Annotated in this window: 16 protein-coding genes and 1 pseudogene; 13 read left to right on the forward strand and 4 right to left on the reverse strand. The window is 71.9% G+C overall.

Going from position 1 to position 13454, the window contains the following annotated elements; translation table 11 throughout:
• Positions 1–10: 10 nt before the first annotated feature.
• The gene (locus tag Mam01_RS08235; RefSeq protein WP_204284791.1) at positions 11–889 is read left to right on the forward strand and encodes a CDP-alcohol phosphatidyltransferase family protein; all 879 of its coding nucleotides are present in this window, start codon (positions 11–13) and stop codon (positions 887–889) included.
• 63 nt (positions 890–952) lie between these two features.
• Positions 953–1411, forward strand: a complete 459-nt coding sequence (locus Mam01_RS08240; protein WP_204284792.1) for a hypothetical protein — start codon at positions 953–955, stop codon at positions 1409–1411.
• A 20-nt stretch (positions 1412–1431) separates the two neighbouring features.
• Here the strand turns inward: Mam01_RS08240 and Mam01_RS08245 are convergent, their stop codons facing one another.
• The gene (locus Mam01_RS08245; RefSeq protein WP_204284793.1) at positions 1432–1797 is read right to left on the reverse strand and encodes a winged helix-turn-helix transcriptional regulator; all 366 of its coding nucleotides are present in this window, start codon (positions 1795–1797) and stop codon (positions 1432–1434) included.
• Between the two features lie 96 nt (positions 1798–1893).
• On the opposite strand from Mam01_RS08245, the gene Mam01_RS08250 reads away from it, so the two are divergent.
• The 8 genes and pseudogenes from Mam01_RS08250 (at position 1894) to Mam01_RS08285 (ending at position 9044) form a co-directional block, all read left to right on the forward strand.
• Positions 1894–2772 (forward strand): NAD(P)-dependent oxidoreductase, encoded by an 879-nt coding sequence (locus Mam01_RS08250; RefSeq protein ID WP_204284794.1) that lies wholly within the window; start codon positions 1894–1896, stop codon positions 2770–2772.
• Between the two features lie 85 nt (positions 2773–2857).
• A complete protein-coding gene (locus tag Mam01_RS08255) occupies positions 2858–3343 on the forward strand; it encodes a DnaJ family domain-containing protein (protein ID WP_204284795.1) in 486 nt (161 codons plus the stop codon).
• A gap of 109 nt (positions 3344–3452) precedes the next feature.
• Positions 3453–4931 (forward strand): serine hydrolase domain-containing protein, encoded by a 1479-nt coding sequence (locus Mam01_RS08260; protein WP_204284796.1) that lies wholly within the window; start codon positions 3453–3455, stop codon positions 4929–4931.
• Positions 4932–4961: 30 nt separating this feature from the next.
• Positions 4962–5636: a response regulator gene (locus Mam01_RS08265; protein ID WP_204284813.1), complete on the forward strand. Its 675-nt coding sequence runs from the start codon at positions 4962–4964 to the stop codon at positions 5634–5636.
• 3 nt (positions 5637–5639) lie between these two features.
• On the forward strand, positions 5640–7172 hold the full coding sequence (locus Mam01_RS08270) for a sensor histidine kinase (RefSeq protein WP_204284797.1): 1533 nt from the start codon (positions 5640–5642) through the stop codon (positions 7170–7172).
• 79 nt (positions 7173–7251) lie between these two features.
• Positions 7252–7710, forward strand: a pseudogene (locus Mam01_RS36440) (RNA polymerase sigma factor); the annotation flags it as partial.
• Positions 7711–7753: 43 nt separating this feature from the next.
• A complete protein-coding gene (locus Mam01_RS36445) occupies positions 7754–8353 on the forward strand; it encodes a hypothetical protein (RefSeq protein WP_239101135.1) in 600 nt (199 codons plus the stop codon).
• A gap of 136 nt (positions 8354–8489) precedes the next feature.
• A complete protein-coding gene (locus Mam01_RS08285) occupies positions 8490–9044 on the forward strand; it encodes a GNAT family N-acetyltransferase (protein ID WP_204284800.1) in 555 nt (184 codons plus the stop codon).
• On the opposite strand, the gene Mam01_RS08290 is transcribed toward Mam01_RS08285, so the two are convergent.
• Complete coding sequence (locus Mam01_RS08290; protein ID WP_204284801.1) at positions 9041–9934, reverse strand: aldo/keto reductase; 894 nt, start codon at positions 9932–9934, stop codon at positions 9041–9043. The genes Mam01_RS08285 and Mam01_RS08290 overlap by 4 nt on opposite strands.
• A gap of 139 nt (positions 9935–10073) precedes the next feature.
• Here Mam01_RS08290 and Mam01_RS08295 point away from each other — a divergent pair, with 139 nt between their 5' ends.
• Positions 10074–10661: a TetR/AcrR family transcriptional regulator gene (locus Mam01_RS08295; RefSeq protein ID WP_204284802.1), complete on the forward strand. Its 588-nt coding sequence runs from the start codon at positions 10074–10076 to the stop codon at positions 10659–10661.
• An 11-nt stretch (positions 10662–10672) separates the two neighbouring features.
• Here the strand turns inward: Mam01_RS08295 and Mam01_RS08300 are convergent, their stop codons facing one another.
• Positions 10673–11020 (reverse strand): winged helix-turn-helix transcriptional regulator, encoded by a 348-nt coding sequence (locus Mam01_RS08300; protein ID WP_204284803.1) that lies wholly within the window; start codon positions 11018–11020, stop codon positions 10673–10675.
• Between the two features lie 101 nt (positions 11021–11121).
• On the opposite strand from Mam01_RS08300, the gene Mam01_RS08305 reads away from it, so the two are divergent.
• Both Mam01_RS08305 and Mam01_RS08310 read left to right on the forward strand, forming a co-directional pair.
• Positions 11122–11787 (forward strand): NADPH-dependent F420 reductase, encoded by a 666-nt coding sequence (locus Mam01_RS08305; protein WP_204284804.1) that lies wholly within the window; start codon positions 11122–11124, stop codon positions 11785–11787.
• Between the two features lie 134 nt (positions 11788–11921).
• The gene (locus tag Mam01_RS08310; RefSeq protein WP_204284805.1) at positions 11922–12755 is read left to right on the forward strand and encodes an NBR1-Ig-like domain-containing protein; all 834 of its coding nucleotides are present in this window, start codon (positions 11922–11924) and stop codon (positions 12753–12755) included.
• A gap of 58 nt (positions 12756–12813) precedes the next feature.
• Here the strand turns inward: Mam01_RS08310 and Mam01_RS08315 are convergent.
• A partial coding sequence (locus Mam01_RS08315) for a SpoIID/LytB domain-containing protein (RefSeq protein WP_204284806.1) occupies positions 12814–13454 on the reverse strand: 641 nt, incomplete at its 5' end.

A 13454-nucleotide genomic window follows, 5' to 3' on the forward strand; every position in this document is an offset into this window, starting at 1 on the left:
CCCCTAAAAGATGAAGTTCACATTTCACGACGTACGCTCACAGACGTACAAGGCGCGTGACGCCTGGTGGACCGTGTTCCTGGTCGATCCCCTGGCCGGCCGGCTGGTCGTCGGAACGGCCAACCGCACGTCCGTCACCCCCAACCAGATCACCTGGGGCGCCTTCGCGCTCGGCCTGGGGTCGGCCTGGTGCTTCCTGCGGGCGGAGTGGTCGTGGCTGGTCGCGGGGGCCGTGCTCTATCACCTGAGCTTCGTCCTCGACTGCATGGACGGGAAGATCGCCCGGCTGAAGGGGACGGGCACCGTCCTCGGCGGCTGGCTCGACTACGTCTTCGACCGGATCAGGGTGCTGGCCTGCACGATCGCGCTGGTGTGGGGGCAGTACCGCGTGACCGGCGACGACGTCTACCCGCTGCTGGGCATCACGGTGGTGTTCCTCGACATGCTCCGCTACGTCGACGCGCTGCAGATCGCGAAGGTCCGCCGGGAGATGCGGCGCAGGGTGCGGAGGGCCTACTGCGAGTCGTCCGGCGACCCCGCGCCCCTTCCGCGAGTGCTGCTGCGTGAGGACCCCGACGACGACCCGGACGAGATCAGGGTGCGCCTGGCCGCGGCCGTCGACCTGCAGGAGGAGTTCCGCAGCCGCTTCTCCTGGTATCCGCGGCTGCGGGAGTGGCTGCGCGCGCACCGGATCCGTACGCATCTGATGAGCGGCATCGAGTTCCAGATGGCGGTGTTCATCGTCGGGCCGCTGACCGGCGCGATCGTGCCGGTGACGATCGGCGCGGCGGCCCTGCTGCTGCTGTTCGAGGCCGCGATCATGTACAAGCTCCTGCTGTCGTCACGCGACCTGTCCCGTGTGCTCGCCGTGATCCGCGCCTCCAGCTGACCCCGCGTCGTGGCTGGTGGAGACGCTGGTAGAGGTGTCAGATCGCTGGGTAGCGGTGGGGGCATGACCGAACGCGACGATTCCCGCGAGGACCTCCCGGCCCGGCCCGATCCCGAGCACCGCCGCCCGCCCGGCCTCGACGACGTCACCGTCGACGCGCTGGGCAGGCTCAGCAAGGCGCTGGAGACGATCCACCGGGTCAGAGGCCACCTCTACGCCTTCCACCAGCTCACCGGCACGGCGGACTTCGAGCTGGACAACGCCGTACGGCTGCTGCGCCAGGCCGGGCACGACAAGTGGGCCGACCGGATCGAACGCGAGCTCATCGGCCGCAACGTCCTCCAGGGGCGGTGGACCTTCCAGATCGTCGAGGAGTACGACGACGGCTACTACGCCGTCTTCCAGGAGCTGGAGCGACAGGCCCGCGACGAACTGGCCGGCGGCCGCCGCCATCTCTTCGAGGCGGAGCTCAAGCAGCAGCGCCGCACTCCCGGGCAGCCCGGGCACGAGACGACGCCGTAACCGGATCCGGGCGAACGCCGCTATCCACGGTCGCCGGTCGTGGAGTGGTGGTCGTCCCGTCCGCCGAGCAGGTGCTCGCGTCCCCACACGCCGAGCGGGGCGAGCGCCTCGTTGAGCGCGACGCCGAGCGGGGTCAGGGAGTACTCCACCCGCGGCGGCACCTCGTCGTACACCTCGCGGTGCACGATGCCGTCCGCCTCCATCTCGCGCAGGTGCGAGGCGAGCACCTTCTCGGTCACGCCGGGCAGCAGCCTGCGCAGCTCGCCGAAACGGCAGGCGTGTTCGTTCAGCGCCCAGAGGATCGAGCTCTTCCACTTCCCGCCGATCACGTCCATCGCCGCGTCGAGCCCGCAGACGGACGCTCCCGGCCGCCGCGAGGTCCGCATGGCCCACCCCTTCCGCCTGCTCGCTCACCCCGGGGTAACCACCCACCCGAAAGTGCGTACTTGATCGACTCGGGGCTCGCGACCAGCCTAACCGGCATGACCTCCACCGTTGAGAAGCCCGCACTGTCCCTCCTCGGCCTGGGCGCGATGGGCGGCGCGCTCGCCCGCGCCTGGCTCGCGGCCGGCCACCCGCTGACCGTCTGGAACCGCACCGCCGCGCGTGCACAAGCGCTCGCCGACCAGGGCGCCCGCGTCGCCGCGACCCCCGCCGAGGCCGTGGCCGCGAGCGACCTCGTGATCGTCTGCCTGCTCGACCACGCCTCGGCCGGCGAGGTTCTCGACGGCGCCGACCTGTCCGGCAAGGACCTGGTCGACCTCACCACCGGCACCCCGGAGGAGGCCCGTGCCCGCGCCCGGTGGGCCGGTGAACGCGGGGCCCGCTTCCTGGACGGCGGCGTCATGGCGGTCCCGCCCATGATCGGCACGGCGGGCTCCGGGGCGTACGTCTTCTACAGCGGCTCCCGGGCGCTGTTCGAGGACCACGCGGGCACGCTGGCCGTACCCGCCGGAACCGTCTACGCGGGGGAGGACCCGGGGCTCGCCGCCCTCCTCGACGTCGCGCTGCTCAGCGCGATGACCGGGATGTTCGCCGGAGTCGCGCACGCCTTCGCCCTCACCCGGGACGACGTCTCCCCGAAGGAGTTCGCCGATCTCGTCGTGGGCTGGCTGAGGGCGATGGCCTCGTACGCGTACGGCGTCGCCGACCATCTGGACACCGGCGACTACACGAGGAACGTCACGTCCGGCCTGGCGATGATGGTCCGGGGCAACGCGACCCTGCTGCGTACGGCCGAAGAGCAGCGGGTCAGCCCCGAACTGCTCACCCCGTTCATGACCCTCATGGAGCGCAGGCTGGCCGGCGGCCATGACGGCGAGGGCACCACGGGGGTGATCGACCTGCTGCGCATGCCGTGAGCGGCCCGCGGGCGGCCGGCAGGCGGCCGGCGGGGCGTTGGTTATCCTGCGAGGAGGATGCCGACCGTACGTGCGAGGTGAGGCCGTGACGGACCGCAGACCCCTCGGGATGAGCTTCGAGTCGTGGATCGACCGGCAGATCCGCGAGGCCGCCGAGCGCGGGGAGTTCGACGACCTGCCCGGAGCCGGCAAGCCCATCCCCGGCGCGGGCGAGCCGTACGACGAGATGTGGTGGATCAAGCAGAAGATGCGGGCGGAGAACCTGTCGTTCCCGCTGCCGGGGACGCTGGCGCTGCGCAAGGAGGCCGAGGAGGCCAGGGCGGCGGCGCTGGGCGCGCGGACCGAGGCCGAGGCGCGCGGGATCGCCGAGGAGATGAACGACAGGATCCGCGAGAGCTACCGCAGGCCCCTGTCGGGCCCACCGGTCGTGCAGCCGCTCATCGACGTGGACGAGATCGCCGCCGGATGGCGGGCCGCCCACCCGGTCGCCGATCGGGCCGCCGAGGCTGAACCCGCTCCCCCGCCCGCCCCGGCCGGGCGCTCCTTCCTCCGCCGCCTGTGGCGCCGCTGAACACCTGACGAAAGTCGGGTGAGAGACCTTCCGATCGTCCGCTGTGCCGCCCCCTGAGGGCTCATACCGTACGTGACCTGCGTACACGTGAGAGCTCAGGGAGAAGACGGTGCGGACACGGAGAATCGCCGCGGTCGCCGGCCTGCTGGTGACACTGGCGGGGGCGGCGGTAACGGCGACAGCGGCGGCGAGCACCGCGGCGGGGGCCGTCGCCGAGCGGCCGGGCGAGGTGACACCGGCGGCGATCGACCACTACGTGCGGTCGTATATGCGGCGGACCGGGCTGCCCGGCGCGATGGTGACGGTCGTCCGCGGCGATCGGGTGGTGTACGCCGCCGGGCACGGGCACACGGCGGGTGGCGAGGCGATCACCGCGGGCACGCCGATGCCGCTCGCCTCGATCTCCAAGTCGTTCACCGCGCTGGCGGTGCTCCGCCTCGCCGACGAGGGCAGGATCGACCTGGACGCCCCGGTGCGGCGGTATCTGCCGGAGTTCACGATGGCCGATCCCCGGGCCGGTGAGATCACCGTACGGCAGCTGCTCCAGCAGACCTCGGGCATGAGCGACCGGACCTTCCCCGAACTGACGCTCCCGGCGCCGGACAGCCTCGAAAGCGCCGTCGCGATGCTCCGGAACGCCCGGCTCGCGGCGACGCCGGGCACCCGGATGATCTACCACAATCCCAACTACGCGGTCGCGGCCCGGCTGGCCGAGGTGGTGTCGGGGACGCCGTTCGCCGACTACCTGGCCGCCTCGGTGCTCGCCCCGCTCGGCATGACGTCCACCCGCACGGTGAACACGACGGAGGAGTTCCCCGGCGCGGGCGCCGGGTACGTCCGGGCGTACGGCCGGGTGATCGCACGCGCGCATCCGAAGTGGTTCGTCAACGGCTCCTTCGGCGTCGTCAGCACCGCGAACGACATGGCCAGATGGCTGATCGCGCAGGACGGCGCGGGTCATGCTCTCCCGCCGGGCATCGTCAGGACGGCCCAGGCCCCCTCGGGCGTGGGCGGCAGCACGTACGGCATGGGCTGGTCGGCCGGCCGGACCGGCGAGGGAGCCCCCATGCTGCGGCACACCGGCTGGCTGCTGACGCACAACTCGGCGCAGACGATCCTTCCCGCGAGCGGGTACGGCATCGCCGTCGTCACCAACACCGGCATGATCTCCGGGGGCGACGCGGAGATCATCGGCAACGGCGTCGCCGGGATGATCGAGGGCAGGCCGGACCCGGACGCGGCGCCCTTCACGATGACGGCGGACTACTGGCTGGGCGGCCTGTCGCTGCTCACCCTCGCGCTCGGCGCGACGGGCGTGCTGCGCTCCGGCCGCTGGGCGCGCCGCCGTACGGGCGGGCCCGCGTGGCGGCTGGTCGCGCGGCTGGTCCCGTACGCGCTGCCTCCCGTGCTCTATCTCGGGCTCGCGGACCTGGCCGGGCTGCTGTTGAACCGGGCGGGCACGCTGGACCAGCTGACGTATGTCTGGCCGGCGCTCTACGTCTGGGCCGCCACCGGGGCGCTGGCCGCCGTCGCCGTCGTGGCCGCCCGCCTCGCCCGCACCGTGCTCACCCGCCGCGCGCTTCGGTAGCGTCCCACCATGGGGTCAGAGAGGTCAGAGATGATCCGGGTCCTGCTGGCCGACGACGAGGCGCTGATCCGGGCCGGGATCGGGAGCATCCTCGGCACGGCCGGCGACGTCGACGTGGTCGCCGAGGCGGCCGACGGGCGCGAGGCCGTGGACCTCGCCCTGCGGCACCGCCCGGACATCTGCCTGCTCGACGTGCGGATGCCGCGGCTCGACGGGCTCGGAGCCGCCGCCGAGCTGCGGCGCGTCCTCCCCGAGATCGCGGTCGTGATGCTCACGACGTTCAACGAGGACGAGTACGTGACGAGCGCGCTCGGCTCCGGGGCCTCGGGTTTCCTGCTCAAGTCGGGCGATCCCCGGGAACTGATCGCCGGGGTCCGTGCGGTGGCCGCCGGCGGCGCGTACCTCTCCCCCGCCGTCACGCGTCAGGTGATCGCCCGCCTCCGTACACGCCTGCACGGCGCGCCGGCGACCGCCCGCGACCGCCTGGACGAGCTGACCGAGCGGGAGCGCGAGGTGCTCGCGCTGGTCGGAGCCGCGCTGTCCAACGCCGAGATCGCCCGGCGGCTGCACCTCGTCGAGGGGACGGTCAAGGGATACGTCAGCCAGATCCTCACCCGTCTCGGCCTGCGGAACCGGGTCCAGGCCGCGATCCTGGCGTACGAGGCGGGTCTCGTGCCCGCCGTACCCGTGGATCGGAGGCCCTGAGCCGTGCGGGCGCGCCGGCTCCAGGACCTCGCGCTGTGGGCGGCGGTGTGCGTGCCGCCGGCCGCGGCGGCGCTGGACCCCGACGGGCGGACCCTGATACCGCTGATCGCGGGTGTCCCGTTGTTCGGCGTCGCGACGGCGGTGGCCCGCGCCCGGCCGCTGACCGCGCTCGCCGTGCCGGTGACGCTCACGCTGGCGCTGGACGCGCGGATGCTGACTCCTCTGTACTGGACGTGGGCGGCGCTGGCGCTGTTCGGTTACCTGGCCGGACGCCGGAGCGTGAGCGGGCGCGCGGCCCTGTGGTTCTTCGCCGCCGTCGCCCTCTCCGGGCTGCCGCTGTCCGCCCTCGTCCTGCGTGACCTGTGGGGCTGGCCCACCCAGCTCCTCACCCTGCTGCTCGCGGTGGTGCTGCCGTGGCTGGCCGGCCGCTGGCATCGCCAGTACGCCGAACTGGTGGACACGGGCTGGCGCCTCGCCGACCGGATGGAGCGGGAACAGCGGGCCGTCGCGGGCCGGGCCAGGACACGGGAGAGAGCCCGCATCGCCGGAGACATGCACGACTCGCTCGGCCACGACCTGACGCTCCTCGCGGTGCGCGCCGGAGCCCTCGAACTGGATCCCGGGCTCGACGCGCGGCAGCGCGACGCCGTACGGGAGCTGCGTGAGGCCGCGGCGGAGGCCACGCACCGGCTCCGGGAGATCATCGGCGTGCTGCGGGAGGACGACTCCCTCGCACCACCTCGGGAGGAGAGCGTGGAGAGCCTCGTCGAGCGGGCCCGCGACTCGGGCATCCCGGTCGTCGTCGAGCGGTCGAGCGGCACCGACGGCCTGCCCCCGATGGCGGCGCTCGCCGTCCGCCGCGTGCTCCAGGAAGCCCTGACGAACGCCGCCAGGCACGCCCCCGGCTCGACCGTACGCGTCCGGCTCGTGCGGGACGAGAACGCGTTCAGGGTGCGGGTGGTGAATGATCCCGCCCCCGCCGCGCCTTCCGAGGCCACTCCGGGAGGGTCCGGGCTGGTGGGGCTCGACGAGCGGGTACGGCTCGCGGGCGGGACCCTGCGCAGCGGCCCGACCCCGGCGGGCGGATTCGAGGTCTCCGCCGAGGTGCCGGTCGCCGGACGTGACGAGAGCCCCCCGGGCCCGGGCTCCGACGAGGGGCGTGAGGGCGCCCACGACGCCGCCGCCGCGGAGCTGGCCCTCGCCAGGCGCCGGATGCGGCGGCGGCTGGTGGAGGCGGCCGTGGTGCCCGTGGCGGTGCTCGCCGTGATCGCCCTGATCATGATCCCCCTCGGCTTCGTCAGCTCGTCCCTCTCGGTCCTCGACCGGGAGACGTACGAAGGGCTTCACGTGGGTGATCCGCGTGACGACGTGCGGGCCGGCCTTCCCCTGTTCACCAGGGACGGCCCGCCGGACGGAGCGCCGGCTCCGCCCGAGGGACAGGACTGCCTGTACTACACGGTGAAGAACGCCGACCGGCTCGCCTACCGGCTGTGCTTCCGTGACGACCGGCTGGCCTCGAAAGCCGTGGTGCCCTGAGTCGGGACAAAGCCTGAAACGCGTCCGGGCCTGCCGGACATGTGCGGGGCCGACGACCTCCCACAGGAAGGACGGCCGCATGGGCCCCCCGGAACGCAGAAGGCTTTTCGAGGAGATCTACGAGGAGCACTACTCCGACCTCCTGACCTATGTGTGGCGGCGTACCGACTCGCCCGACGACGCCGCGGACGCCATCGCCGAGACGTTCACGACGGCGTGGCGGCGCATCGACGAGCTTCCCGAGGGGCGGGAGGCCAGGCTCTGGCTGTACGGCGTGGCCCGGCGGGTGCTCGCCAACCAGCGGCGCGGCGCGTCCCGCCGCACGGCGCTCGCCACCCGGCTCCGGGCGGAGCTCACCGCCTGGCAGGACTCCACCCCGGGCCACGAGCGCGACGCCGTCCGCCGGGCGTTCCGCCTGCTCGAAGAGCGGGACCGCGAGCTGCTGGCCCTGGTCGGCTGGGAGGGCCTGGACACGGCCGAGATCGCCGTCCTGCTGGGCTGCTCCCGCGGCGCGGTACGCCTCCGCCTCCACCGCGCGCGCCGGCGGCTGGCGCGCAACCTGAAACTCGCCGGTTCCGACCTTGCCGCCTACGGCGTACGCGGACCTCTACGCCGATCCCGAGGTGTACCAGGAACAGCTCCGGGGCCTCGGACTGGACGTCTCGCTGCGCCTGGTCCCCGCGTCGCCGAGTCTGGTCGGCCGGATCTGGGAGGGCGCCGTGCGCGGCGGCGAGCCGGCGGCGGAGGGGGGACGTCGCAAGGACGCGATCGAGACCATCGACGGCTGCGTCGCAGCGCGCTTTCCCTGTGCGATCGGCCTGAGGATCCCCGTCGGCTATTCGAAGAAGATCGACATCACACTCGGACGCCAGGGACGGGAGGGCGAGCAGTACACCATGCTCGCCTCCATCGACGCCCCCGGGGAACCGCTGCACTGCACCGGTTTCCGCGGCGCGCGGGTGGACCGGGTCGTCGCGCTCCTGCGCTCCAGAGGAGTGCCGCACGCGGTCTTCGTCACCGCCGACGGTGATCGCGCCACCGTACCCGGGTCCTGGTACGTCCACGAGGGCGTGCTCAGGTCGGCGGGCACCGCCCGCCTGCTGGTGGGCCCCACGCACCGGCGACCCGACGTCCCCGGTCCCCGCATGTGGGCCGACGGCTGCCGGAAGGGCTCCTCCTGATCGTCGGGAAGACCGCGGGCCCGGCGTCCCCCGCGACACCGGGCCCGCTCTGTCGTAGGCGGGTGCGATGATCGCCGCATCGTTTCCGCCCTGATCGGCGTCCGGGCCGAGTACTGAATCGTCCTTGGGGGCACGCGTGACTGTCGTGATCCACAGTCCTCCGCACGATGAGGGCCCTTCTCTTCTGCTCCGGCTCTGGACGGAAGAGGACATCCCCGAGCTGATCGACGCCTACCGTGACCCCGTCATGCGCCGCTGGACCAGGTTCCACGTCGACGACGAGCAGGATGCCCGGCGGTGGATCGAGCTTCAGTGGAAAGGCTGGCATGACGGTGACCGGCTGAGCTTCGCCGTGGTGGAGCCCGAGCAGGGTCGCTCGCGCCTGGTGGCCAACGTGGTGGTGAAAGGTCTCGTCGCCGGCGGAGGTTCCGCCGACGTCGGTTACTGGACCACCCGTGAAGCACGCGGCCGGGGGATCGCCAGTCGGGCTCTGGAGTCGCTCACCACCTGGGCTTTCGACAGGTTCGCCGGGCAGGGCCTGGAATCCCTCAGGCTGCTCCACCAGGTGGACAACCACGCGTCGTGCCGGGTGGCGCAGAGGTGCGGCTACGTCCTGGAAGAGGTCGTCCCCGCTCACCCGCCGTTCCCCACCGACGGACACGTCCACGTCCGGCGCGCTCCTCCCGCCTAGCCGATCGGGACTTCGCTGGAGCGGGACTCGACCGCGTCGAGGGCGGCACGGGTGGCGTAGTCGAAGGTGATCTCGCCGACCGCCATGTTGGCCTCCAGGTGGCCTAGGTCGGCGGTGCCGGGGATGAGCAGCACGTTCGGGGCGTGGTGCAGCAGCCAGGCGAGGCCGACCTGGGCGGGCGAGACGCCCAGCGACTCGGCCACGGCGTGGACGACCGGCTCGTCGGTGAGCTTGGGCAGCCCCGGAAAGGCCCCGCCGAGCGGGAAGAACGGCACCCACGCGATGCCCTCGGCCGCGCACAGCCGCAGCATGTCCTCGTCATCGCGGGAGACGAGGCTGTACGCGTTCTGCACGCAGACGATGCCGGCCGGCAGGGCGCGGCGCAGACCGTCGAGGGTCACGCTGCCCAGGCCGATCGCGCCGATCTTGCCCTCGTCGCGCAGGGCGGTCATGACGGCGAGCTGGTCGTCGAGGTCGACCACCTGGTCGCCCTGGGGACGCAGCCCCGGGCCGGAGTCCGCGCGCCGGAGGTTGACCACGGCGAGCCGGTCGACGCCGAGGCTGCGCAGGTTGTCCTCGACACAGGTCCGCAGTTGTTCGGGCCGCTGCGCCATCCGCAGCGGCAGACGCCCGCCCGGGTTCGGATCGGCCCCGACCTTCGTGACGACCACCACGTCGTCTTCGGGGCGTACGGCTTCGCGGATCACGGCGTTGGCGAAGCCGAAGCCGTAGAACTCGGCGGTGTCGACGTGGTTCACGCCCAGCTCGACCGCGCGGCGCACCAGCGCGACGGCCTCGTCGCGGCGGTCGTGCAGGCGGTCGAGCTGGGCCGCGCCGTAGCCGACCCGGGAAACGGTACGGCCGGCGAAGGAAGCGGTAGGAGTGCTCATGGCCACACCGTACAAACGATTGATGACAGATTTCAATAATTGTCATCTGGCGAACATGGTTTGACGGCCGTCAGCCCGTTGACGTACGTTCCGCTGCGGGGCCGGAGGCCGCCTCGTACCAGCTCGACAGGGAGATCCGATGCGCGGAGAGCCACTCGACGCGGAGACGATCGTGTCGGCGACCGAGGAGGTGCTGCGCCGCCACGGGCCGGAGAAGACCACGGTGCTCGACGTCGCACGGCTGCTGGGCGTGAGCCACGGCAGCGTCTACCGGCACTTCCCGTCCAAGGCGGCGCTGCGCGAGGCCGTGATCCGGCGCTGGCTCGACCGGGTGCGGGAAGATCTCGTGGCGGCGGTTCAGGACGCCGAACTGACCCCGCCCGACCGGCTACGCGGCCTGCTGACCTCCATGTTCGCCGTCAAATGGGCGAAGGCGAGGGAAGACCCGGAGCTGTTCGCCACCTTCCGGGTGCTGGCGGCGGAGCACAGCACCGAGTCCCGGTCTCATCTCGCGTTCCTGCTCGACCAGATCCGCGCCGTCGTCGCCGACGGCGTGGCCGGCGGCGACTTCGAGCCCTGCGATCCGGAGGCGACCGCGCGAGCCGTCTACAACGCGAGCACCCGATTCCTCGATCCGAGGCACGCCCCGGAATGGCAGTCCCCGGAGATCGAGGCGGAGGCCGCGAGTGTCATCTCGCTCATCCTCGACGGCATGAGGGCGCGGTGACGGCCGTCAGGTCATGACGTTACCGACGAGGCGGCGAGTTTGTCCTGGTTGTCGGCGGCCCACTGCGCGAGTTGCGCGAGGGGCCCGTTCGCGAACGACTCGCCCAGCGGGGAGAGACGGTAGACCGCGCCCGCCTGGCCGCCGCCTTTCAGGACGAGTCCGCGCGCCCGCAGACGTCGCAGGGCCTCGGTCAGGACCTTGTCGCTGACTCCCGCGATACGCGTGAGCAGTTCCCTGCGCCGCGTCGGCCCGAGGCGCAGGGCCGAGAGCACGACGGGATCCCAGGCGTGGCTGATGAGCTCGGCCGCGGCGCGCACCTGGCAGTCGGAGACGAACGTCTCACAGGACCCATCGATCACGGATCCAGTCTCACATCGGTCGCCTACCGGATGGTAGGAGCGTCGTTCGTAGCGTTCCCCGGGAAGCCCCTTCGAGACCTTTCGAGACAGAGGAGATCGCTGTGAACCTGGGGATCTTGGGCACCGGGAACCTCGCCGTGACGCTTGGCCGAGCCTGGGCCACGGCCGGGCATTCGCCGCTGGTGGCGGGGCGCGACCCGATGCGCGCCCGCCGGGCCGCCGGCCGGATCGGCCCCGCGGCGGAGGCCGCCGACCCCGCCGGCCTCGCGGCCCGGGTCGACGCGCTCGTGATCGCGGTCGCCTGGGAAGGGCTGGAGGCGGCGCTCTCCCTCGTCGGCGGCCTCCAGGGGGCGCTGGCCGGCATGACCGTGATCGACTGCACCAACCCGGTCGACTACGCGACCGGTGACCTGAAGCCGGCGTCCGGCTCGGCGGCGGCACTTGTGGCTCACTCGGCTCCCGGTGCGCGCGTGGTGAAGGCTCTCCACCTGTTCGCCGGAGCTTCGTGGCCGTACGCGGGTCCGCGGGAGTCGGCGCCGGTCGTGGCCATCTGCGGTGACGAGCCAGAAGCCCTCGACCACGCCGCGGCACTGATCGGAGATCTCGGCGGACGGGCCGCGGTGGTCGGCGGGCTCGGCAGCGCCCGGCAGTTGGAGGAGGTCGCCGGATTCGTCATGCGAGTCGTCGCAGCGGGTCACAACCCGAGGCTCGCCGTCCCGGACGTGGACCCGGCACTCCTCCGAGCAGCCGGGACGACGACAGACTGAGCTTGAGTGAATACTGTGGGCACTGTTAGCTTCACCCGGTGGACGACATGCCTGCACGGGCGGAGGCGATCGAGGCCTTCGCGGCGGCACTGCGACAACTCCGCAAATCAGTCGGCAATCCACCTTTCCGTGAAATGTCTGGCCGGTCGGGGGCGATCTCCCACACGACGTTGCACGAAGCCACGAAGGGCAACCGGCTCCCCAGCTGGGAGACCACCGTCGAGTTCGTCAAGGCGTGCGGCGCGGACCCGGCCGCGTACCGCGAGCGCTGGGAGAGGGCGAACCTGGCGGTCAGATCGGCGGGCGCCGGGCTCGAAGCCTTCGCCACGGACGTCGCGTCGCAACCCCCACGGCCGGCCGGCGAGATCGCGGGCGACGTCCGGCCGGTCCCCTCCGCACCAGGGGGCCGAGGGCGATTCCGGCCGGTCCACCCGGCCGCGTTCGCGGTGGCGGCCGTCGGTGTGGCGACAGCGGTCCTCGTCGCGGTCGCCGTCAATCGTGGCTCCGGCACCGACGGGCCCGGCCTGGACCCGTCCGAGAGCCCGTCGACGACCTCGCTGTCGGCAGCCGACTGCCCGGTGGTCCCCACCAGCCCCCCGTGGAGCCCGCCCGCCCACGAAGGCGATTCGGCGAAGTTCATCGGGGACATCACGCTGACCGACTGCACGCGCGTCGGCCCCCGCCAGACCGTGACCAAGGTATGGAGACTCAAGAACACCGGGACCGTGCCGTGGAAGGGATATTCGTTGCATCGCCTCGACCTCCCGCAGCGACCTGATCAGTGCCAGACCGTCCCCGACGTACCGATCAAGGACACGCGCCCCGGAGAGATGGTCGACATCCGGACCAACATCACCACGCCGAGCAAACCGGGCCTGTGCTACGTGCGGTTCAAGATGATGGAGGGTTCGGGACGGGTCGCGTTCCCCGGAGGCCGGCCACTCAACTTCCAGGTCATCGTCGGCTGACGCCTGATCCCCGCCGTACGTGACACGGCGGGGACCAGGGGCGGAGGTGTCCGGGGATTCAGTCGAGGACGATCTCCTTGTAGTAGTACCTGAGGATCCTGGCGTAGCTCCAGCCCGCCTCGGCCTTGTCGCGAGAGCCGTTCTGCGACATCCAGTCGCCGGTGGCCCAATTGCCGCACGCCGTCGTCGTGGAGCAGTACTGCGCCTTGAAGATCTTCCCAGCGCGCGTCATCCGGACGCCCCACGTGGCGTCCACCGCGGCGTTCGTCGCCGCCGTCGCGGAGCCGGGCTTGTACATCTGACTGGACGTGTGGTCGGTGACGTCGTAGCACTGGCCGCTCGGCGTCCTGCTCGCCGACCTCAGCGCCCAGTACCAGCCGAAGTTCTTGACGGCGATCGCCCCGGCCTTGAGGGACTCCCTCGGCCAGTGCGACCGCCACTCGTTGGGCAGGACGTTCTTGACGTAGATCTTGAACTCCACCCGATCCACGCGGTTGAGGGATTTCCGGTAGACGAGGATCGTCGTGGGCAGCCTGCTGTGCGTCCCGTCGGTCTTGCACCCGGTCGGCGGTGCGGAGCTCAGGAACCGGTGGGAGGCGTTCTGGTTCTTCAGGCCGGGCTTGAGGTTGCCCCTGGCGCCGGGTGCGAAGTCCTGATAGACGCTGCCGCCGTAGTTGCTGTTGAAGTAGACCCGGACGG

Source organism: Microbispora amethystogenes, from assembly GCF_016863015.1.
Classification (GTDB): Bacteria; Actinomycetota; Actinomycetes; order Streptosporangiales; family Streptosporangiaceae; genus Microbispora; species Microbispora amethystogenes.